General features: G+C 68.6%; 14 protein-coding genes and 3 tRNA genes. 10 read left to right on the top strand and 7 right to left on the bottom strand.

The window, feature by feature from the left end; all coding sequences use genetic code 11:
- Window positions 1–70: 70 nt before the first annotated feature.
- The 4 genes from ACWDAG_RS07930 to ACWDAG_RS07915 form a co-directional block, all read right to left on the bottom strand.
- Window positions 71–2,002, bottom strand: coding sequence for an ABC transporter ATP-binding protein (locus ACWDAG_RS07930; protein WP_450694724.1), 1,932 nt, complete (start codon window positions 2,000–2,002; stop codon window positions 71–73).
- On the bottom strand, window positions 2,002–3,735 hold the full coding sequence (locus ACWDAG_RS07925) for an ABC transporter ATP-binding protein (RefSeq protein WP_450694723.1): 1,734 nt from the start codon (window positions 3,733–3,735) through the stop codon (window positions 2,002–2,004). The genes ACWDAG_RS07930 and ACWDAG_RS07925 overlap by 1 nt, the downstream gene beginning before the upstream one ends.
- 115 nt (window positions 3,736–3,850) lie before the next feature.
- Complete coding sequence (locus ACWDAG_RS07920) at window positions 3,851–5,293, bottom strand: FGGY family carbohydrate kinase (protein ID WP_450694722.1); 1,443 nt, start codon at window positions 5,291–5,293, stop codon at window positions 3,851–3,853.
- 78 nt (window positions 5,294–5,371) lie between these two features.
- Window positions 5,372–5,677, bottom strand: coding sequence for a YtxH domain-containing protein (locus ACWDAG_RS07915; protein WP_450694721.1), 306 nt, complete (start codon window positions 5,675–5,677; stop codon window positions 5,372–5,374).
- Between the two features lie 134 nt (window positions 5,678–5,811).
- Here ACWDAG_RS07915 and ACWDAG_RS07910 point away from each other — a divergent pair.
- From ACWDAG_RS07910 to ACWDAG_RS07900, 3 genes are all read left to right on the top strand, one after another.
- Window positions 5,812–5,884, top strand: a tRNA-Asn gene (locus tag ACWDAG_RS07910).
- Window positions 5,885–5,889: 5 nt separating this feature from the next.
- Window positions 5,890–5,962: transfer RNA gene (locus ACWDAG_RS07905), tRNA-Asn, on the top strand.
- A gap of 166 nt (window positions 5,963–6,128) precedes the next feature.
- A tRNA-Ile gene (locus ACWDAG_RS07900) sits at window positions 6,129–6,205 on the top strand.
- A gap of 148 nt (window positions 6,206–6,353) precedes the next feature.
- On the opposite strand, the gene ACWDAG_RS07895 is transcribed toward ACWDAG_RS07900, so the two are convergent.
- Window positions 6,354–8,255, bottom strand: coding sequence for a tyrosine-type recombinase/integrase (locus ACWDAG_RS07895; protein ID WP_450694720.1), 1,902 nt, complete (start codon window positions 8,253–8,255; stop codon window positions 6,354–6,356).
- Window positions 8,256–8,405: 150 nt separating this feature from the next.
- On the opposite strand from ACWDAG_RS07895, the gene ACWDAG_RS07890 reads away from it, so the two are divergent.
- Together ACWDAG_RS07890 and ACWDAG_RS07885 are read left to right on the top strand one after the other, a co-directional pair.
- Window positions 8,406–8,651 carry a DNA-binding protein gene (locus ACWDAG_RS07890; RefSeq protein ID WP_369258925.1) on the top strand — a complete coding sequence of 82 codons (246 nt, stop codon included), beginning with the start codon at window positions 8,406–8,408 and terminating at the stop codon, window positions 8,649–8,651.
- 181 nt (window positions 8,652–8,832) lie between these two features.
- A complete protein-coding gene (locus ACWDAG_RS07885; protein WP_369258923.1) occupies window positions 8,833–9,756 on the top strand; it encodes a recombinase zinc beta ribbon domain-containing protein in 924 nt (307 codons plus the stop codon).
- Here ACWDAG_RS07885 and ACWDAG_RS07880 read toward each other — a convergent pair.
- Both ACWDAG_RS07880 and ACWDAG_RS07875 read right to left on the bottom strand, forming a co-directional pair.
- Window positions 9,734–10,546: a hypothetical protein gene (locus tag ACWDAG_RS07880; protein ID WP_450694719.1), complete on the bottom strand. Its 813-nt coding sequence runs from the start codon at window positions 10,544–10,546 to the stop codon at window positions 9,734–9,736. The two genes, ACWDAG_RS07885 and ACWDAG_RS07880, sit on opposite strands and share 23 nt — an antisense overlap.
- 4 nt (window positions 10,547–10,550) lie before the next feature.
- A complete protein-coding gene (locus tag ACWDAG_RS07875; RefSeq protein ID WP_450694718.1) occupies window positions 10,551–11,093 on the bottom strand; it encodes a hypothetical protein in 543 nt (180 codons plus the stop codon).
- A 228-nt stretch (window positions 11,094–11,321) separates the two neighbouring features.
- On the opposite strand from ACWDAG_RS07875, the gene ACWDAG_RS07870 reads away from it, so the two are divergent.
- The 5 genes from ACWDAG_RS07870 to ACWDAG_RS07850 all read left to right on the top strand — a co-directional run bounded on the left by ACWDAG_RS07870 (window position 11,322) and on the right by ACWDAG_RS07850 (window position 16,133).
- Window positions 11,322–11,486, top strand: coding sequence for a hypothetical protein (locus ACWDAG_RS07870; protein ID WP_450694717.1), 165 nt, complete (start codon window positions 11,322–11,324; stop codon window positions 11,484–11,486).
- Window positions 11,487–11,970: 484 nt separating this feature from the next.
- Entirely contained in the window at window positions 11,971–13,089 is a 1,119-nt protein-coding gene (locus ACWDAG_RS07865; protein ID WP_450694716.1) for a ParB/RepB/Spo0J family partition protein, read from the top strand.
- 106 nt (window positions 13,090–13,195) lie between these two features.
- Complete coding sequence (locus tag ACWDAG_RS07860; protein WP_450694715.1) at window positions 13,196–13,606, top strand: hypothetical protein; 411 nt, start codon at window positions 13,196–13,198, stop codon at window positions 13,604–13,606.
- Between the two features lie 230 nt (window positions 13,607–13,836).
- Entirely contained in the window at window positions 13,837–15,171 is a 1,335-nt protein-coding gene (locus ACWDAG_RS07855; RefSeq protein ID WP_450694714.1) for a putative antirestriction adenine methyltransferase, read from the top strand.
- Window positions 15,172–15,173: 2 nt separating this feature from the next.
- Window positions 15,174–16,133: a ParB/Srx family N-terminal domain-containing protein gene (locus ACWDAG_RS07850; RefSeq protein WP_450694713.1), complete on the top strand. Its 960-nt coding sequence runs from the start codon at window positions 15,174–15,176 to the stop codon at window positions 16,131–16,133.
- The last annotated feature ends 5,182 nt before the right edge of the window (window positions 16,134–21,315 follow it).

The raw sequence follows: 21,315 nt of genomic DNA, 5'->3' as shown, positions 1-21,315 counted from the left end.
AGAGAGCGGCACCCCGCGAGCGCGGGCAAGCGCACCCACCCGGCCTCAGCCCCGACGTGGGGCGGCCCGCTCAGTCCACCTCGGCCACCGCCTGCGCGAACTGCGCCTTGTACAACCGCGCATACGCCCCGTCCGCGGCCAGCAGCTCCGCATGCGCGCCCTGTTCCACGATCGACCCGTTCTCCATCACCAGGATCGTGTCCGCGTCCCGGATGGTCGACAACCGGTGCGCGATCACGAACGACGTACGCCCGTGCGCCAGCTTCGCCATCGCCTTCTGGATCAGCACCTCGGTCCGGGTGTCCACCGAAGAGGTCGCCTCGTCCAGCACCAGGATCGTCGGGTCGGACAGGAACGCCCGAGCGATGGTGATGAGCTGCTTCTCACCGGCGCTGACGCCCGTGCCCTCGTCGTCGATCACGGTGTCGTACCCGTCGGGAAGCGTCCGGATGAACCGGTCCGCGTGGGCCGCCCGCGCCGCCTCCTCGATCTCGCCGCGCGTGACGTCCCGCGAGGCGCCGTACGCGATGTTCTCCGCGATCGTGCCGCCGAACAGCCAGGTGTCCTGCAGCACCATGCCGATCCCGGCCCGCAGTTCGTCCCGGGACATCGTCGCGATGTCGACGCCGTCGAGGGTGATCCGCCCGCCGGAGACCTCGTAGAACCGCATGAGCAGGTTGACCAGTGTGGTCTTGCCCGCTCCCGTCGGGCCGACGATCGCGACCGTGTGTCCGGGTTCCGCCTTCAGGGACAGGTTCTCGATCAGTGGCTTCTCGGGGTCGTAGCGGAAGGAGATGCTCTCCAGCTCCACCCGTCCCCTGAGCTCCTCGGGCCGCTCGCCCCGCACCGGATCCGCCTCCTGCTCCTCCGCGTCCAGGAGTTCGAAGATCCGCTCGGCCGAGGCGACACCCGACTGCACCAGGTTCGCCATCGACGCGACCTGCGTCAGCGGCATCGAGAACTGCCGCGAGTACTGGATGAAGGCCTGCACATCACCGATCGACAGCGCGCCGGACGCGACCCGAAGGCCGCCGACCACCGCCACCAGCACATAGTTGAGGTTCGACACGAACATCATCAGCGGCTGCATGACCCCGCTGTTGAACTGCGCCTTGAACCCGGCCTCGTACAGCGCGTCGTTCTGCTCGGCGAACTGCTTCGCCGACTCCTCCTGCCGCCCGAACACCTTCACCAGGGTGTGGCCGGTGTACATCTCCTCGATGTGGGCGTTCAGCTTGCCGGTGGTGCGCCACTGCTGAACGAAGTGCGGCTGCGACCGCTTGCCGACGCGCGTGGCGACCACGAACGACAGCGGCACGGTGGCGAGCGCCACCAGCGCGAGCAGCCATGACACCCAGAACATCACCGCCAGCACACCGATGATCGTCAGCAGCGAGTTGATGAGCTGGCCCATCGACTGCTGCAGCGTCTGCCCGATGTTGTCGATGTCGTTGGTCGCCCGGGACAGCACCTCACCGCGCTGCCGCTTGTCGAAGTACGACAGCGGCAGCCGCGACAGCTTCGCCTGCACGTCCTCGCGCAGCCGGTACATGGTCCGGTTCACGGCCCGGTTCACCAGCCGTGTCGCCACCGCCATCAGCAGACCGGCGACGAAGAACGTGCCCAGCGCGAGCAGCAGTACGTCACCCACCGCGCCGAAGTCGATGCCCTTGCCCGGAGTGAAGTCGGTGCCGCGGAGCATGTCGGCGACCTGGCCCTGCCCTCGCTCCCGCATGGAAGCGAGGACCTCGTCCTTCGTGGCCCCGGCCGGCATCTGCCGCCCGATGATGCCGGCGAAGACCAGGTCGGTGGCCTTGCCGAGGATCTTCGGCCCGATCACGTTCAGACCGACGCTCACGACCACGCAGAGCAGCAGTACGTAGATGGTCAGCCGCTCCGGCTTGAACTGGGAGATCAGGCGTTTGCCCGACACCTTGAAGTCCATCGAACGGCTGTCGGGGCCTCCGCCCTGACCCATCATCCGCGCCATGGGCCCGGCCATCAGGCAGCCTCCGCTTCCGTCAGCTGGGAGAGCACGATCTCCCGGTAGGTCTCGTTGTCCGCCATCAGCTCGTGATGTTTGCCGGTCCCGACGACGCGTCCTTCGTCGAGTACGACGATCCGGTCCGCGTCCCGGATGGTCGCCACCCGCTGGGCGACGATCACGACGGTCGCCTCCGCGGTCTCCTGCGCGAGCGCGGCCCGCAGCGCCGCGTCGGTCGCGTAGTCGAGGGCCGAGAAGGAGTCGTCGAAGAGGTAGATCTCGGGGCGCTGCACCAGCGTCCGTGCGATCGCGAGGCGCTGCCGCTGACCACCGGAGACGTTGGTGCCGCCCTGTGCGATGGGGGAGTCGAGGCCGTTCTCCAGCCGCTCGACGAACTCCTTGGCCTGTGCCACCTCCAGCGCGTGCCACAGCTCCTCGTCCGTGGCGTCCGGATTGCCGTAGCGCAGATTGGTCGCCACCGTCCCCGCGAACAGGTACGGCTTCTGCGGCACCAACCCGACCGTCTTCGCCAGCAGCTTCGGTTCGATGGTCGTCACGTCCGTCCCGTCGACGAGGACCTCCCCGTCCGTCGCGTCGAACAGGCGGGGTACCAGCCCGAGCAGCGTGGACTTGCCGCTGCCGGTCGAGCCGATGACGGCGGTCACCTCACCGGGTCGCGCCACCATGTCGATGCCCTTGAGCACGGGCTCCTCGGCGCCCGGATAGCGGAACCCGGCGCCCCGGATCTCCAGATGCCCGTGCCGGCGCAGCTCCGTGACCGGCGCGACGGGCGGCACCACGCTCGACGAGGTCCCCAGGACCTCCTCGATCCGCTCGGCGCAGACCTCCGCGCGCGGCACCATCATGAACATGAAGGTGGCCATCATCACGGACATCACGATCTGCATCAGATAGGCGAGGAACGCGGTCAGGTCACCGATCGCCATCCCCCCGCTGTCGATGCGATGGGCGCCGAACCACACCACCGCGATCGACGACAGGTTCACCACCGTCATCACGATCGGGAACATCAGCGCGAGCATGTTGCCGGTGGCCAGCTGCATCTCGGTGAGGTCGGTGTTCGCCTTACGGAAACGATCCTTCTCGTAGTCGTCCCGTACGAACGCCCGGATCACACGGTTGCCGGTGATCTGCTCCCGCAGCACCCGGTTCACCGTGTCGAGCCGCACCTGCATGGACCGGAACAGCGGCCGCAGCCGCCGTACGATCAGCGTCACGCAGATGCCCAGCGTCGGCACCACGGCGACCAGCACCCCGGACAGCGGCACGTCCAGGCCGAGTGCCAGCACGATCCCGCCCACGCACATGATCGGCGCCGACGCCATCAGCGTGAACGTCATCAGGGCCAGCATCTGGACCTGTTGTACGTCGTTGGTCGTACGGGTGATCAGCGAGGGCGCCCCGAACTGCCCGACCTCCCGCGCCGAGAAGGACTGCACCCGGTCGAACACCGCCCCCCGGATGTCCCGGCCGACCGCGGAGGCGGTCTTGGCGCCGTAGTACACGGCGCCGATGTTGCAGACGACCTGCGCCAGCGAGATGCCGATCATCAGGGCGCCGAAGGAGAGGATGTAGCCGGTGTCACCCTTCACGACACCGTTGTCGATGATGTGCGCGTTCAGCGTGGGCAGGTAGAGGGTGGCGCAGGTCTGCAGGAACTGCAGCAGCACCAGCAGGATGATGGGTTTCTTGTAGGGCCTGAGGTAGGACCGCAGAAGTCGTATGAGCACGCTACGTCTCTCGGAGTCGGCGGCGGGGCGGGCTTGATGCCCCAGGCTCCTATCGTCGGGCACTCCACCCGTGTTACCTCAACCGATTAAGCCGACAGCAGTGCTCCTTACCGCCTTATGGGCGGAAAGCGCCGGGGTGCGTCTGCTCCCGGACGGAGACGAACTGCTGCCTGACCGCCTGTCCCACCGCCAGCTCGTCGCCGGGCTCCAGCACCTGTCCGGTCGCGCCCTGCCAGATGGGAGGGTTGCGCGGATCGAGCGTGCCCTGCGAGACGCCGAGCGCCCAGGCGGCCTGCCGGGCGGCACCGATCGCCGCGTAGTCCGCGGGCCGCGGCACCACGACCTGCGCCCCGAAGAGCATGGGCGCCGCCGCCTGCACGGCGGGCAGTTCGGCGGCGGCCCCCAGGAGGAAGATCCGCCGCACCTCGACACCCCGGCCGCGCAGCACGTCCAGCGCGTCCGCGAGCCCGCACAGCATGCCCTCGAACGCCGCCCGCGCCAGATGCTCGGCCTTCATCGACTCCCGCCGCAGCCCCGCGATCGACCCCGCCGTGTGCGGCAGGTTCGGCGTCCGCTCACCCTCCAGATACGGCAGGAGTACGAGCCCGTGGGCGCCCGGGGTCGACTTCATCGCCAGCTCGGACAGGCTCTCCAGATCGGGCAGCCCGAGCAGTTCGGCGGTCCCGCGCAGGGTCCGTACGGCGTTCAGCGTGGTGACGACCGGCAGATGCATGCCGGTCGCGTCCGCGAGGGACGTGATCATCCCGGTGCTGTCGACGAGGGCCTCGGGGTGTACGGCCATGACGGACCCGGAGGCGCCGAGCGACACCACCGCGTCACCGAGCCCGATGCCAAGCCCGAAGGCGGCGGACATGGTCTCCCCGGTCCCGGCGGAGATCAGCAGCCCCTCGGGGGTCGTACCCGCGGCGTCCGCCGGTCCGATCACCTCCGGCAGCATCGCCTGGTGGCCGAGCGCCAGCTCGACGAGATCGGAACGGTAGCTGCCGGTCGCCGCCGACCAGTACCCGGTGCCGGAGGCGCCGCCCCGGTCGGTGGTCCGTCTGACCGGCCTCCCCAGCAACTGCCACACCAGCCAGTCGTGCGCCTGCATCAACATCGCGGTGCGCAGGGCGGCATCGGGTTCGTTCTTCGCGAGCCACCGCAGCTTCGTCACCGGCTGCGCGGCCTGCGGCACACAGCCCACCGCCTGCGCCCAGGCTTCACGCCCGCCGAGGGCGTCGATCAGATCGGCCGCCGCGACCTGCGCGCGCTTGTCGCCGCCGACCATCGCGGGGCGGACCGTGCCGCCCTGCGCGTCCAGCGGCACGACCGCGTTCTGCTGCGCCGACACGCCGATGGCCTGCACGCCCTCGAGGAGCCCGCCGCCGGCCGCTTCGCCGAGGGACAGCAGCCAGGCCTGCGGGTCGACGTCGGCGGGCCGGTCGCCGTCCACCGGATGCGGGGCATAGCCCTGCCTCAGCACGGTGCCCGTGTCCGTGTCGCAGACGACGATGCGAGTGAAATCGGGCGCACTGTCCAACCCGGCGACTATCCCCATGGCGAAAATTCTATGGGCCCTGCGCCGCAGGGGTGTGTGCGCTTCGCCGTGTGCGGGCGCGTCGTGGCAGGTGAGCTGTCACGTGTTGCTGGTGCCCCAGTCGTCCTGTGCTGCGCCGTTGGTGTTGCGCTCCCGCAGGGAGCGGACCCGCTGGGCCACCGAGGCGGGAACGTGGTCGCCGACCTTGTCGCTCACCACGTGGTACGCCTTGCCGGCGAACTCGCGGCTCTGCTGGGCGGCCGACTCCGCGGTGTTGCGGACGGCCGGGTTCTCCGCGACCTGACGTGCGGACTTCTTCAGCTGCTCGTAGCGCTCGCGACCGGCACGTGTGCCCAGGACGTAACCCAGAGCCAGTCCGACGACGAACGTGAGCTTGTAGCGCATGGCGGAGCCACCCTTCCGTCCCTGGGGAGTACCGATTGGCGGAGCACCCCCCTGCTTGCGCTAATGTATGTGTCGCAGCGAGCGCCCGCCCCCTGGCGAATACCCAGGTAGGTACGTTCGATGCAACGAGGCATTCCTCCGTAGCTCAATTGGCAGAGCAGCCGGCTGTTAACCGGCAGGTTACTGGTTCGAGTCCAGTCGGGGGAGCTCGGTCCTCCGTAGCTCAATTGGCAGAGCAGCCGGCTGTTAACCGGCAGGTTACTGGTTCGAGTCCAGTCGGGGGAGCACAAGAAGAGGACCCCCTTGGGGTCCTTTTTCATGTGGGCGGGAACCGCGCAGGCGGCGGTGCAGTCTCCATGGGCGTGCGAAGTCGACCATCCGAAGCAGGAGATCGTATGAGCGGCTATGCTGCGGCAGACGGCGCGCACAAATGTGCGCGACACGCCGCTATGGGGCGGTAGCTCAGCCGGTTAGAGCAGCGGACTCATAATCCGTCGGCCGTGGGTTCGAGTCCCACCCGCCCCACCAGTCGCTACGCGGGCAGAACCGTTTCTACCTGCACAAACGTACGAGCGGGGGTCGCCACTCCAGGGTGGTGACCCCCGTTCATACGTTCAGATCAAGATCCAGTGGACGCACAGTGGACGCGGAGCAGGATCAGTGGACGAGGTGGCCATCAGGCGGCCTTCTGAGCTCTCTTGCGCGACCGGCGGCCGACCCGTGTGCCTTCCGTCGGCAGGCCCGTCGGCAGGCCCGTCGGCAGGGCCCAGCCCTCCGCGTCGGGGGAGTCGGGGCGGCCGACCGTGAAGCGTGTGAGCGAGAAGTCCGCCTGCTGCTCCGGCGGGTAGCGGTCGTTGAAGTTCTCGACTCGGATCAGCTCGAGGCCGTTCGCGACGCAGTGATCGCGTATCCACCGCACGGCCGCGTTGGCGGCGTCGTCCTGGCCGCGGCCGGTGAGCGTGACCATGCCGAGGAGGTCGGAGTCCGGCCGGGTCCGTGCTCCGACGGCCCAGGTGTTGCCCGACTGGCGTGCGCCGTGTGCGAAGAGGGTGGCAAGGCCGTCCTGCCAGGCCGTCTCGGGGACCAGCAGAGGGGTGCGAACGTCGAAGGGGATGTCGCGGGGAACGACGGCCATGACGGACTCGGCCTCGGCGCGCATCATTTCGGGCAGCACGCTGGTGTAGGTGTCGGAGGTGATCTGGCGTGAGGAGTGGCCGAGTTTCTCCTGGACGACCTTGATGTCGTTGCCGGCGAGCAGGGACAGGGTGGCGGCGAGGTGGCGCAGGTCGTGGAGGCGGACCGGGGGCAGGCCGGACAGCTCGACGAGGCGGGTGAAGCGTCGGGATATCCAGTCGGGGTGGAGTGCCTCGCCGTTCTCGTGCGTCCACACGCGGCCTGATTCGACGTAGGCGTCGTGCCACTCGCGGCGCATGCGTTGCTGCTTGGCGCGGAAGGCGGCGAGGTTCTCGCCGGACTCCAGGCTCAGGGTGACGGTGCGGACGCTGTCGGCCTTCGGTGTTTCGCCGTACAGCTGGTAGGCGACTTCCACGATCTGCTGGGAGATCCGCATCCAGAGCGCATCGGTGCTGACCTCCGTCCAGGGCAGCGCGGCCATCTCGCCGCGGCGGGGGCCGACGAAGATGAACGTGTGCCAGAGCTCGTAGAGCCAGTCGTTCTTGACGAAGTCGAGGAACTGGCCGGTCAGTTCTGGCGTCCAGACCATGACCGGGCCGGGCTTGTCGCCGGTGCGCTTCCAGTGCTCGATGCGCTCGGGCGTCCAGACCAGGGGCTTGGGCCGGGTGACCGGGGGGAGCTCTACGAGCTGTGCCCAGTTCTTGGCGAAGGCCTGCTCGCTCTTGATGCCCCAGGAGAGGGCTGAGGACAGCGTGTCGTTGATGCGGTGCATGGTCGCGGGGGAGGTGACCTTGCGCAGGCCCTTACGGCCCTCGCGCAGGGCTTTGTTGGCTTCGAGGTAGGCCTTGCGCTTGTCGCGCCGCTCTTCCCTCTTGGCGTAGCCGGCGGTTCTGGCCCAGGCCCGGTGGGCCTCGTCGCGGGCCTGCTGAAGTTCCTGGACTCGCAGGCGGTGCAGGATCCGCTCGGCGTTGTCCTTCTCGATCGCGTCGTACATGCGGTCGAGGTGGCGGACCTTGAGGTCGCGGCGCTTGATGTGTCCGAGGTAGGGGAGGAGGTAGTTGTTGATGTGCTCCTCGTAGCCGTGGCGGGTTGTGCGGGCAAGGGACTTCTTCGCTTTGATCCAGCGCAGGAAGAAGGTGCCGCACGTCTCGTCGGAGAGCACATCGGTGCCGGCCATGGCGGCGTCGTAGAGTTCCTTCGCTTTCGCCTTGGCGTCGTCCTTCTTGGCGAAGCCTCCGCGGCGTACGCGCTGCCGGTCGCCGTTCTCGTCGGGTTCGAGTTCGAAGTAGAAGGCCCATGTGCCGTGCTTCGGCCCGAGTTTTGGGCAGGTGGTGCCGATGGATCCGATCTTGGGGGAGCCGTCTGGGTTGAGTTTGGGCTTGCCGTCCTTGTCTTTGAGTGGCCCCTTGCACTGGCATCGCCGGTAGTAGCTCGGCTCGAACATCCGACCCCCTGCTGTCGACTGGCCCGCAACCAGTCGTTGTTGTGCGTGTGTGTACGTGTCTTGCGTGCTCTTTTTTGATCTTGCCGGGGTTGTCGGACACTGAGGTAAAGTCGCCTGCACGTTGGCGCGGGGGAGATTGCGACCAACGACATGACTGCTCAGGAAGCGGGCGGGCAGGTTTCTGCCGGGGCGATGGGCCTGGAGGAGCTGCTGTCTCTTCCGGCCACGGTCAACGTGGTGACGGCCAGCCGTGCCCTCGGGATCGGCCGGGACAAGGCGTACGAGTTGATCCGCAACGGGACTTTCCCGGTCCGGACGCTTGCGCTGGGCGGGAAGACCCGGGTGCCGACGGCGGAGCTGTGGAAGCTCCTCGGCGTTGAGAGCACCCAGGCGTAGCCGGTGTCTCGGGGCTCGGGTGCGCGCGTCGGCTTGCTGGTATAGGTATGCCCTTTGCAACAAAGTGACCTATCTTCGTTAGCATGCGAGGTGCATCGGGGTCGGAGAAGGCTGGGGAGATTCTGTGCCGAGGTTGTACGGGTTCGCGGATGCGGCATGCAGAAGGCCGAAGGGCGACGAAGTGCCGTCGCTGCAGGAGGCTGCGAACCGGCGGGAGGCTGGCCAGCCCTACGAGGCGATCACGACTTGGCTGAACGCGGAGGGGCACCGCACGACCCTGGGCAATGAGTGGAATCCGGTCGGCCTGGCCAATGTCCTGGACAACCCGTCCATCGCCGGGCTCTACGAGGACGAGGAGGGCAACCTGCTGCCCTCCGGGGGCCCGGAGCTGATCCCGCCCGCTCAATTCCGGACGATCCGCCAGATGCGGCCCAAATACCAATCAGAGGCGAGCCGGGCGCCGCAGCAGGAGTACCTGCTCAGCGGCGAGAACTCTTCGTGCGGATTGTGCGCGCACCCTCTTGGTGCCTCTCCCTCCAACGCGGGCAGCCGCGGCTACCGCTGCAAGCCCAGCACCAGGCAGCATCCCGGCGGCTGCGGGCGGGTACGGATCAAAGCGGACCTGCTGGAGGAGTACGTCGCCGAGCATGTGCTGGCTGAGCTGGCCAAGCCGGAGGTCAGCGCGCTGATCGAGCAGGCACGCGACCAGCTGCTGGCCGAGGCGGTAGAGCTGCGTGAGAAGGCGGATGACGTCAAACGTCGGCAGACGCAGCTGGGCGAGGACTACGCCCGCTCCTCAGGTTTGTCGCTGAGCGCGTTCAAGGCGGCCGACAAGGAGCTGGCGGCGCAGGGCAACGCGCTCCGGGCGCGGGCGCGGGTCCTGGAGCGGGTCAAGCACGTGCCAGTGGGGGTCGTGCCGGATCTGGTGCGCTGGTGGAAGCACGCCCCGCTGGTGGCGAAGCAGGGTGTGGTGGCCCTGATGCTGGAGCAGGTGCTTGTGTACCCGGCCGCGTCCAGGGGCTCGCGCACCGTGGACGACGACCGGGTGACCTTGAAGTGGCGGACGTGGGACTCGGCGCCTTCTACGGAAGAGCAATCCGCCTGACGGCTCTGTCCTTCACGCCCCTGTCCGTTGCCGATCTGACGCGCGGCGGCAGAACCCGCTTCGCGACCGTGGGCAGCGTGATTCCCACGGTGACGAAGAGCGCCGCCAGGGCGCCGGTGATGGGCACGATGTGCGTTTCCACGATGGACGGCCATGTCCATCCCGCGAGGTGGGCGATGGTGATGCCTGTGCGGGTGCCGGAGTAGGCCAGACCCAGCACGGATCCCACGGCAGTGACGGCGAGGCCGGCAGCTGCGACGGGTCTGCGCCGCCAGGCGGCGTAGGCCAGGAGGATGTATTGCAGGCTGACAGCGATGGCCATGACGTCCAGGAAGCCGAGGTGCGTCAGCACGAAGGCGGCCTCCATGCCGTCGCCCTGGGGTGCGGAGAACAGCTGGGCGGATGAGGCGCGGATGTACTGGAACTCCCAGACCAGCACGGCCATGACGCAGCAGAAGAAGATGATGTGGGCCACAACGGCTCTGCGCACGCCGATGGTGGGCAGCCACCAGCTCACCGTCACAAGTTGCATGCTGAGAATGGTCAGTCCGCTGGTCAGAGCCCATAGGAGAGCGCCCGCACCGCCGTGGCCGGTCACCTCGTCCACGGCTTCGGCGACGGGGGGAACCAGCAGGAAGGCACTGGCGAAGGCACTCGCACACAGCACGACGCGCGCGCGGAGGGCTGCGGGGTCCGGCTCCCCGTGTGGGGGGTGGGGAGCGTAGGTGAGGTAGGTGGCCGTGGCGAGTGCGATGAGCAGGGCGCTCGCGCTGAAGAGGGGGGTGTCCAAGGGTTCAGCGTCCTTCCAGGTCGGCCGCTGCCCTCTCAGCGGCTTCGTTCAGGCTCAGGCGGCGGCGTGGCCGGCCCTCGCGAGGTTGGTCGACACCAGGAGGTGGAGGGGGGAGCGCCGGGACGTCTTCGGACAGTCCTGCATCCCGGCGCATCTTCCTGAGCATCGACATGATTTCAACGATGTCCTGCACTTCGAGGTCCTGCATTAAGCGCAGTACTTCACGCGCCTCAGGTCGCTGCCGGTAGACGGTCAGCGCGGTGAGGTCGTCCCATTCGGTTCCCGGCAGCAGGAAAGCGGCCGGGGCGTCGAGCGCCAGGGAGAGTGCGGTGACGGTGGAGGACCGGGGGTTGCAACTAGAGCCGTTCAGAAGGCTGTTGACCTGCCCGTGGGACACAACTGGTTTGCCGGGCCGGGGCTTTGACGTCGCCTTTGCAACGTCGTGGGCGCTGGGGATGAACCCGTCCGGGTCGCGGCGCAGACGGAACAAGGCCATCAACTTCGCGCTCAGGCTCATGAGTTCGTGCGAACCCGAGGTGTCTGCCATGTCCCCGCTCCCCTCTCCGGCATATGCTCAACGCATAGTAACCGCTTGACATTTACAGTACATCGCAGGTCGGATGGGTTATGCGGTTTGCTGGATGGTTTCCGTGAAGGAGTGAGGTGGGCGGGGTGGGCGCCCCATCCACTCCTCGCCGCCCGCCGCTCACGGCCGCGCGGGAAGGCCCGATCGCGGGGTCATGGCGGCGTGTTCGCCGTTTACGGGAGGAATTTCATGTCCGAGCTGGACGAGCGGCGGATCGCCGAGTTGGCCAAGAGGCCGCCACAGGTGCTGCGGGGCGGGGTGAGTGCGAAGGCGGTGACGGAAGCGCGCAGGGTGCTGGAGGCTCAAGCGGCGATCGGCCGTCAGGATCTGGACGGCGAGTTGCGTGACGAGTGACACCCTCGAACTTCCTGCTGGTTCACCTACCTCCAGAGATAGATGACATTGTTGAAGTGTTCATGTATGTTCAGGCGTGCCGAACGGGCCCAGCAGTCGCAGGAACCCTGTATCGGCGGCGTCGCGCGAGTGGCGTCCTTCCCTGCTCCTCGCGGGTGGCCGACCCCCCGCGCCCCGCCCGCGAGGAGCGGCCGCATCGGCGCGGCCATCGGGGTGTGCGGATGGGAGCGGAGCCCGTCGCGGTCGCAAGGCCGCGGCGGGCTCGCTCCGTTTTCTGGCGCCGCGCCGGGTGACGCCTTTTGGTGCGGCTGCTCGCACGGGCTCCCGCTCGGGGAAATCAAGTTCGCGAATTCCGAATTGAATTCCTCGAATCAAAAAGAATTACCCACTTGCTTTAGGGGTGTATGCGATTAAGATATAAGTGCAAGGAAAAAGGGGAAGCCAAAAAGGGCGGCTTTCCTTCGAATTCGGAAAGGCGTGGGAAATGTTCGTCAACCTCAAGATCTCGGAGATCGTCCCCAACCCCGACCAGCCCCGCAAGTTCTTCGACGAGGCGAAGCTGAAGGAGCTGGCCGGCAGCATCAAGGAGAACGGCCTCCTGCAGCCGGTCGTCGTCCGCCCGACCGAGAGCGCCGAGGCTCCCTACGTGCTGATCGCGGGCGAGCGGCGGTGGCGGTCCTGCAAGGAGGCCGGCCTGGAGACCATCCCGGCCAAGGTCATCAAGGACGCTGGCGAGGAGAAGGCGTACGTCCTCAGCATCGCTGAGAACGTTAACCGCGAGGACATGACGATCATGGAGGAGGCCGGTGCGTACGCCGACCTCAAGGCGGCCGGCTGGACCCCAGCCAAGATTGCCAAGCAGTTCGGCAAGACGGAGACCCACATCACCTGGCGCCTCGGCCTGCTCACCCTGCGCCCCGAGGTCGCCAAGATGGTCGACGAGGGCCAGATCAAGAACAACCTGGCCTGGCACATCGCCCAGCTCAGCCCGGCCAATCAAATGGTGGCGGCCATGCGGTACGTGCGCGGCGACTTCGACAGTGAGGCCGAGGCCCAGCACTTCGCCAACGGGCTGAAGATGATGGAGAAGCAGACCTCCCTCACCAACGAGGAGCCGCCCAGCGAGGAGGTGCAGGAGCAGCGGAAGAAGGCCAGGGCGAAGGCCAAGGACGGCTTGGGTAAGGCCGAGGACATTCTGATTCCCCTCTTTGAGGAATTGGGCGCGAAGAAGCCTGAGGACCTGGCCGTCATCCTCGGCACCGACCTCGACCGCTACGTGCGCGTCGTCGGCAAGATCTACAGCCAGGTGCAGCAGGTGCGGAACCTGCTGAGCAAGGCCCAGGGCGTCCAGCGGGCCATGGCGGCCGAGTTCAACAAGGCGGCGACCGAGGTACAGCAGGAGGCCGCACAGCAGAAGACGGCCAAGCCCGAAAGCGGAGCCAAGCCCGAGGGCGCGGCCAAGAAGGCGGCGCCGAAGCCCGCAACTCCTCGGTCCAAGACCGCGGCAGCGGCCAAGCCCCCTGCCCGCAAGGCCCCCGCCCAGAAGCAGGCTGAGCCCGCCACCCCGGCGGCCAAGAAGACCGCCGCCCCGGCCGGCAAGTAAGGAGGGCTGAGGGGCTGGATATCGGTTCCCTCAACTCCTTCAGCAATCAACGCCCGGAGAATTCCGGGCGTTGACGCATGATGTGCAACCCACGAAAGGAAGCAGCTTGCTCACCCTCTTCACGAACCGGTACCAGCAATTCCAGCCGGCGCAAGGAGTGCCCGTCCGCATCACCCTCGGGGCCCCACGATTCAAACTCCCCTACACCCTCACCCATTCGGTCCGTGAACTCGCACCGCAAAAGCGGTATTTCAGCAAGCCGCTGCCCGAGTTCACCGCGGCATACCGGGCCGACCTCGACCAGCTCGGCCCGGCAAGGATCGCCGAGCGGCTCCGGGAGATCGTGAACGCAGAGCAGGACCACCGGCTGGTCCTGCTCTGCTTCGAGGACCTCTCCGACCCCCAGCAATGGTGCCACCGGCGGATCTTCGCCACCTGGTGGAAGGACGTCACCGGAGACGAGGTGCGCGAACTGGGAACGGTCGCTGGCCCCTACGAGCAGGGGAGGCTGTTGTAAACGGGCCGCCTGGTCGCACGACCGGGTGTCGGGGTGTGAGAACGCCATCTCGTGCTGGAGCGAGCGCCCGGCCACCCCAACCCGAACCCAGTGACTGGCAAGGGTGAACCTTTCCGGCAAGATAGGTGACATTATTTCAAGGGGCTGCATGCTCCTCGTGTTGGATCTCAGCGCAGCGCCCGGCCCGGCACCCCGCCGGTCCGGGCGTTGTCGTTCGTGCAGGAGGCGAGATGTTCCAGGGCACAATCCCCGGCCCCATGCGCTCCATCGTGCGGGAAACCGCGGGTAGTTGGCCGCGCGGCCCGGTGTACGTGCCGTGCTGCGGCAACTTCACCATCGAACGCTCCCTGGCCGGCATGGGCTTCGAGCTGCACTCCTCGGACGTCTCGATCTACACGAGCGCGGTCGGCCGGTGGCTCACCCGGCAGCCGGTCGGCATCCGGCTCCGCGAGGAGAGCCGAGGTGAACTCGCATGGCTCGCGGACTCCTTGGACGACGGCGTCGGAACCGTCGCCACACTCATGCTCGGCACCCGGTTCCTCGCCAGCGTCGGCCGCGACGGCCTGTGGCACGAACGGGTAGTGCGCTCCTACCGGGACCAGTGGAAGGCCAAGCACGCGGAGACGGTTGAGCGGCTGTCTGGCTCAGACATCGAACTCGCCTCCTACGAAGTGGGGGACGTGCGGTCCTGGCTGCAGAGGGTGCCCCGCGAGGCTCCAGTGTGCAGCTTTCCTCCCTTCTACGGCGGCGGGTACGAGAAGCTGTATGAGCCGCTGGAAGCCCACTTCACCTGGGACGCACCGGAGTATGAGCCGTTGTCGGACGCGGATGTGGTCGGTGTGCTCGGCGCGATCACGGACCGGCCGTACTGGCTGACGGCCTCTAACCACGACGTGCCCGAGCTGCACCCGTACTTGCGCGGGGTGATCAAGGCGACGCCGCGTGCCGCTCCCTTCTACGTGTATGCCAGCGAAGCACGGACCCGGATCGTCGCCCCGCGCCAGCCGATCGAACCGGTGAAGGCTCCTCGCCTGCGGGAGGGCGACGAACTGGTGGGCCCGCTCACCCTGTCGCTGCTCAAGCCCGGCCAGTTCAATGCCCTGCGCTCCCGGTACCTCAACCCGAGAATCGCGCCCGGCGCCGCCAACTTGGCGGTCGCGGTCCGGGACGGCGGCGGGAGGCTCCTCGGCGTGTTCGCCATGGCGCCCAGCACGTTCACGCCGGACGAGGCGTACCTGCTCTCGGACTTCGCTGTCGCGCCGACCGACTACCCGCGGTTGTCGAAGCTGATCGTGCTGGCGGCCACGAGTGCGGAGGCGCAGTTGCTGTGTCAGCGGGCGTTCTCGCGGCGGATCCGGCGGGTGGCGACGACGGCGTTCAGCAACAACCCGGTGTCGATGAAGTACCGCGGGCTGCTGCGGCTGAATAAGCGCAGCCCGTCGAACGAGGAGGGCTGGAAGTTCCAGCTCCAGTACCAGGGAGCCATGGGCCAGCACACGTTGGCCGAAGTCCTGGAGATATGGGCGAAGCGGTGGGGCGCCCCGACGACGAAGACGGGAGTCTGACTATGGAGGACACCAACCGCCTCGCCCCGCCGCAGATGGTGCAGGGGGACCCGCGCACGCTGACTCTGCTCGACGTCAACGCGAGGTTCCTGCCGCATGAGCAGTTCCGGCAGCTCGTGGTGAACATCGAGCGCGACGGCTGCCTGACCTCGACGCCGCTGGTGTGGAACGACACCGCGTCGGGGCGGCTGGTGGTGCTGTCGGGCAATCACCGGACGCTCGCTGCGATCGAGGCCGGCCTGGAGCAGATCTGGTGGATGCAGATCGACGAGCCGCTGCCTCGCCAGCGGCAGATCGCGCTCCAGCTCTCGCACAACGCCATCGCGGGCCAGGACGATCCGGCGATCCTCAAGGAGCTGTACGACGAGTTGGAGTCAGTGGAGTGGCGCCAGTACACAGGCCTGGACGACAAGACCCTGGATCTGCTGGAGAAGGTCGATGTCGCTTCCCTGGGCGAAGCGAACCTCGACTTCGCCAGCGTGCAGTTCATGTTCCTGCCCGATGAACTGGAGCAGGCGGAGGCCGCGTTCGACGCGGCTAGGTCGACGGCGGCGGCGGACCAGCGGTGGGTGGCTGGGCTGGAGCAGTACGAGCCGGTGCTTGATGCGCTGGAGACCTCGCGGGCCGCGTACAAGATCGGCAACAGTGCGACGGCGCTCGGAGTGATCCTCGCTGTGTTCGAACGGCATTTGGATCAGCTCGCCGATGGCTGGTTCGATGCGGCCTCCGGTGAGCCAAGCCGTAATGGCACGGCACCTCTGGAGACGGTGTTCGGAGTACGGGTGATCCCAGTGGAAACGGCGGTCGCCATACGGGCAGTGATCGACCGCATGGTGCAGCAGGGCACCGTGCCGGAGAAGGAGCCCTGGCGTGTCCTTGATGTTCTCGCCAGTAACTCAGCTTCACTCAACTCGGTGCGGTCCACGAGCTCGACAGAAGTCTCGGCAGAGCATGGCCGATAGCCCCGCGCGTTGCGGGGGGGGGCAATCCCTGCGGGTACGGGGAGCAGTGGCGGCCGTAGAGGCGGGCCTGCATGGCGAGGGGACCATCCCCGCGCGTGCGGGGAGCAGGCGACGCCAATGCGGCGCGCGATCTCGGACTCGGGACCACCCCCTCAGGCGCGGGGAGCAGTGCAGGAAGTAGGCCTGAAACCGCAGGTCGGTGGGACCATCCCAGCGGATGCCGGGAGCCCGGCGCGGGTTCGGCGATTTCAACGCATGAGCCGGGACCATCCCCGCGGTTGCGGGGAGCACATGACGAGGAACGCCAGCACGCCGGCCATGAAGGGGCCATCCCCACGGGTGTGGGGAGCACGACAGTCATCAGGGCATCGAGGAACGGCCGGTGGGACCATCGCTGCGGGTGCGGGGAGCAGCCACACTCTGAACTACGTACCGGACGGGGCTCGGGGCCATCCCCGCGGGCGGGGAACAGCGCAATGCCGAGTTGCAATGGCGCAAGAGTAAGGGCCAACCCCGCGGACGCGGGGAGCAGGCACTGCGCAAAGGGCGGCGAACCGACCAACCATCTCCGCGGGCGCCCGGAGCAGTTGGCACCCTCCATGGCGATCCACGTTGAGCGGGGACCATCCCCGCGGGTGCGGGGAGCAGCGTGCCGGACTGACCCTCGACCCGTGGCAGCAGGGACCATCCCCGCGGGTGCGGGGAGCAGCCGGCCGACACCGGCACCGCGGCGGCCGACACGGGACCATCCCCGCGGGTGCGGGGAGCAGCCGGCCGACACCGGCACCGCGGCGGCCGACACGGGACCATCCCCGCGGGTGCGGGGAGCAGCCGAGCAGTTCGTCGACGAGGGATGCGCCCGGGGGACCATCCCCGCGGGTGCGGGGAGCAGACGGTGACGATGCCCGCGCCGGATCCGGCCGCGGGACCATCCCCGCGGGTGCGGGGAGCAGGAACGGAGAGCCATGACCACCGAGATCGTGGAGGGACCATCCCCGTGGGTGCGGGGAGCGGGTGGAGGGCATCGAGACCGGCGACGGCCGCGAGGGGCCATCCCCGCGGGTGCGGGGAGCAGATGGACAGGGACGCCCCGAAGGTGGCGCGCAGGGGGCCATCCCCGCGGGTGCGGGGAGCAGGTGTACGGCGGTCCGGACGCCCGTGCACTGCTGGGACCCCCCCCGCGGGTGCGGGGAGCACGCGGCGAGCCGCGCGGCGACCTCTCGCGGGCTGGGAGCATCCCCGCGGGTGCGGGGAGCACCGATACGGCGCGTCCATAACCACACCGATCCGGGGACCATCCTCGCGGGCGCGGGGAGCACATGCCGCGCTGGGACCGGTAGTTGCGGTCGGTGGGACCGTCCCCCACGGGTGCGGGGAGCACTGCTCCTGCTTCTTCTCCAGCACGTCGAGGTTGGGACCATCCCCGCAGGCGCGGGGAGCACATCCTCGGAATCTGGGCAGTGCTCCACTACGTGGGACCATCCTCGCGTGTGCGAGGAGCACTTGCGGGCGGAGAAGGATTCGCCGCGCGCGACGGGACCATCCCCGCGGGTGCGGGGAGCACCCCAATGAGGCCAACACGGATGGGAACACCCGGGGACCAACCCCGCAGGCGCGGGGAGTAACTCGCCCACCACTCTGGCGTCTACCTCGCCGAGGGACCATCCCCCTGGGGCGATTGAGTAGCTTCGGCTCCTTCGCGGCGCGGGGTGACTGCGGGGCCCATATCCCCGCGGGCGCGGGGAGCAGAAGTTCCAGATCGGCATGGGCTGGTACCAGCTGGGACCATCCCCGCGGGCGCGAGGAGCAGGGCTGTGCAGCCATGCTCTGCTCGGCCTTTCCGGGACCATCCCCGCGGGCGCGGGGAGCAGACCGTGAGCGCCGGCGCGACCGCGTTGGCCGAGGACCCATCCCCGCGGGCGCGGGGAGCGCAACCCTCAAGGCCGCGCCGTAATGATCGGCTGGAGGCCATCCCCGCGGGTGCGGGGAGCAGTTCCGGGCCGGTTCCCCCGCGCTGACCTGCGTGGGGCCATTGCCGCGAGTGCGGGGAGCAGTCGTTCCTCGAGATCACGTTCGCGGCGATCGATTCGCGGCGATCGAGGGGCCATCCCCGCGAGTGCGGGAAGCACGCGGTCATCGTGGCCATCGCACCGAGGACCTCGGGACCATCCCCGCTGGCGCGGGGAGCAGCCGTCGGGGGTGAGGTGACTGCGTACGCGGCCGGGACCATCCCCGGGGGCACGGGGAGCAGTGCTCCTGCTTCTTTTCGAGTACGCCGAGGTTGGGACCATCCTCGCCGGTGCGGGGAGTACCAGTCCCTTGGGCACGAAGTCGTCGTGTCGTCGGGAACATCCCCGCGTGTGCGGGGAGCACGAGGCCACCATGTCCGGGGTGCCGATCTCCTGGGGACCATCCCCGTGGGCGCGGAGCACTCGTCGAGCACGATGTAAACGGGGTCCGCCCAGGGACCACCCCCGCGGGTGCGGGGAGCACGAGCGCGGCGACATGGACGAGATGTCGTTCGCGGGACCATCCCCGCGGGTGCGGGGAGCAGGTGCGCTACACCGCGCTCGCCGTGCCCGCCACGGGACCATCCCCGCGGTCACCGGGAGCAGTCGAAACGCTTGTCGTACGCCGTCTGCACGGTGGGATCATCCTCGCGGGTGCGGGGAGCAGACGGGCAAGCCCATCGTCGACGGCATAGCCCTGGGACCATCCCCGCGGGTGCGGGGAGCAGGACGTGGTGCCGATCGTGGGTGACCCCGCCAAGGGACAATTCTCGCGGATGCGGGGAGCAGAGGTCGGCGATCCAGAGTTCGGCCTCCGGGTGAGGGCCATCCCTACTGGCGCTGGGAGCAGGCCGACGCCGTCGTCCAGACGGCCAAAGCCCTGGGACCATCCCCGCGGGCGCGGGGAGCAGGCCACGGTGGAGTTCGACCCGATCGACCACCCGGGACCATCCCGGCGGGTGCGGGGAGCACGGGCGTAAGACCGCGGACGTGCTGAAGGCGGGGGGACCATCCCCGCGGGTGCGGGGAGCAGTCGACCGTGTTCGACGCCCTGGAGGAGCTGCTGGGACCATCCCCGCGGGTGTGGGGAGCAGAAGATCAAGGGCATCCTCAGCGACCTTGTCGAGGGACCATCCCCGCGAGCGCGGGGAGCAGCGCAATGCCGAGTTGCAATGGCGCAAGAGTAAGGGCCAACCCCGCGGACGCGGGGGAGCAGGCACTGCGCAAAGGGCGGCGATCCCACCCACCATCTCCGCGGGCGCGCGGAGTAGTTGGCACCCTCCATGGCGATCCACGTTGAGCGGGGACCATCCCCGCGAGCGCGGGGAACAGTGACCCGGCGGCCTGCCGAGTTACCCGCGCTTGGGGCCATCCCCGCGGGTGCGGGGAGCAGAGATCCAGCGCCATCCCGAACCACATCCCCGCAGGATCATCCCCGTCGGTGCGGGGAGCAGTTGAACACCGTGCCCAGGAACCGGCCGACGTCGGGACCAACCCCGCGGGTGCGGGGAGCAGGTCTACGGGCTGCTGGAAGACGAAGCACTCGTGCGACCATCGCCGCGGTCGCCGGGAGCAGTCGAAACGCTTGTCGTAAGCCGTCTGCACGGTGGGATCATCCCCCGCGGGCGCGGGGAGCGGTCGGTGCCAATTGGGCCCTATGACGGTCCTTGGGAACCGTACCGCGAGTGCGGGGAGCAGAAATAGCTCAAGCCCCGTGAACTTCGCTCCCAGGGACCGTCCCCGAGGGAGCAGGGCAGCCGGGTGGCGTCGACGAATTCGCGCCGGGGACCATCTCCGCAGGGGCGGGGAGCAGTTGGCCGAGGACGCTGCAGAGACGAACGCGCCGGGACCATCCCCGCGGGTGCGGGGAGCAGCTGGGACAGGGACCGCCCCGCAGGCAGCAGCCGGGATCATCCCCGCGGGTGCTGGGAGCAGTAGGCGTCGGCCACGCGGACGGTCTCCGTCGCGGGACCATCCCCGCCGGTGCGGGGAGCAGACCACGGTCACGCAGGCCCTGACCCCGTACGAGGGACCATCCCCGCGGGTGCGGGGAGCAGATGCTCGGTCTCTTCGATCATTACACCCACGCGGGATCATCCCCGCGGGCGCGGGGAGCAGTCGTGGGCGACGGCGCGCACCATCCAATTCCCGGGACCATCCCCGCGGGTGCGGGGAGCAGGCGCTGATCGTCGGCCCGGAGGGTAACGGCCCGGGACCATCCCCGCCGGTGCGGGGAGCAGACGCCACCCTGGGCGTACTGGCGCAGCGCGCCGGGACCATCCCCGCGGGCGCGGGGAGCAGGCGGCACCCCACCAGGGGGCGGCGCCGGCCGCGGGACCATCCCCGCGTGTCGGCGACGCCTGAATCGTGACCCAGTTCCGTCGCTACTGGTCCACTTTTCAGCCGTCGCCGACACCCGCGGACGCGGGGAGCAATTCAGCACGTGCGGATGTACCGACATGAGCCGGGGACCATCCCCGCGGGCGCGGGGAGCAGGCCTCCTCGCGGATCATTGAACGGGTGCGGCCGGGACCATCCCCTGCGGGCGCGGGGAGCAGATGGTGTCGCCGGAGCCGTCGACACGCAGCTCGGGACCATCCCCGCGGGTGCGGGGAGCAGTCTTCGACGTACACGCGGTAGGGCTCGCGCAAGGGACCATCCCCGCGGGTGCGGGGAGTAGACGGGCGCGAGGTTCTCCTTCGCCCGGATCTCGGGACCATCCCCGCGCGTGCGGGGAGCAGCGGGCCTCGGGATGGGTGTGGGCCGAGTCCGCGGGAGCATCCCCGCGGGTGTGGGAAGCAGTTGAAGATGGGCGTCGAGGTGCCCTGAATCAGGGGACCGCCCCCGCGGGTGCGGGGAGCAGAACGACACCTTCGCCAGGCAACGAGCCTGGACGGGACCATCCCCGCCGGCGCGGGGATCAGTTGATCCGCTTCAGGATCGGGTCGTCCTTCTGGGGGCCATCCCCGCTGACGCGGGGAGCACGTGTCGGCCATGTCGGGGGTGCCGATCTCCTGCGGACTATCCCGGCGCGTGCAGGGAGCACGTGCCGTCCGGTTGGCCGCGGTGAGGGCAAAGGAACCCTCCCGCGGGTGCGGGGAACATTTTACGAACACGGGACCAGCCCATTGGCGGTAGGCATCATCCCCGCGGGAGCGGGGAACACTGGGAGG

Source organism: Streptomyces sp. NPDC001157, assembly GCF_053598255.1.
The sequence above is the reverse complement of the archived record's forward strand: the minus strand, read 5'-3'. Positions and strand labels throughout refer to the sequence as shown.

What these genes read in the sequence shown, in the direction of transcription:
- ACWDAG_RS07930 (WP_450694724.1), bottom strand. Translation starts at nt 2,002, where the DNA reads ATGGCCGGGCCCATGGCGCGGATGATGGGTCAGGGCGGAGGCCCCGAC.
- ACWDAG_RS07920 (WP_450694722.1), bottom strand. Translation starts at nt 5,293, where the DNA reads ATGGGGATAGTCGCCGGGTTGGACAGTGCGCCCGATTTCACTCGCATC.
- ACWDAG_RS07915 (WP_450694721.1), bottom strand. Translation starts at nt 5,677, where the DNA reads ATGCGCTACAAGCTCACGTTCGTCGTCGGACTGGCTCTGGGTTACGTC.
- ACWDAG_RS07895 (WP_450694720.1), bottom strand. Translation starts at nt 8,255, where the DNA reads ATGTTCGAGCCGAGCTACTACCGGCGATGCCAGTGCAAGGGGCCACTC.
- ACWDAG_RS07890 (WP_369258925.1), top strand. Translation starts at nt 8,406, where the DNA reads ATGACTGCTCAGGAAGCGGGCGGGCAGGTTTCTGCCGGGGCGATGGGC.
- ACWDAG_RS07875 (WP_450694718.1), bottom strand. Translation starts at nt 11,093, where the DNA reads ATGGCAGACACCTCGGGTTCGCACGAACTCATGAGCCTGAGCGCGAAG.
- ACWDAG_RS07870 (WP_450694717.1), top strand. Translation starts at nt 11,322, where the DNA reads ATGTCCGAGCTGGACGAGCGGCGGATCGCCGAGTTGGCCAAGAGGCCG.
- ACWDAG_RS07865 (WP_450694716.1), top strand. Translation starts at nt 11,971, where the DNA reads ATGTTCGTCAACCTCAAGATCTCGGAGATCGTCCCCAACCCCGACCAG.
- ACWDAG_RS07855 (WP_450694714.1), top strand. Translation starts at nt 13,837, where the DNA reads ATGTTCCAGGGCACAATCCCCGGCCCCATGCGCTCCATCGTGCGGGAA.
- ACWDAG_RS07850 (WP_450694713.1), top strand. Translation starts at nt 15,174, where the DNA reads ATGGAGGACACCAACCGCCTCGCCCCGCCGCAGATGGTGCAGGGGGAC.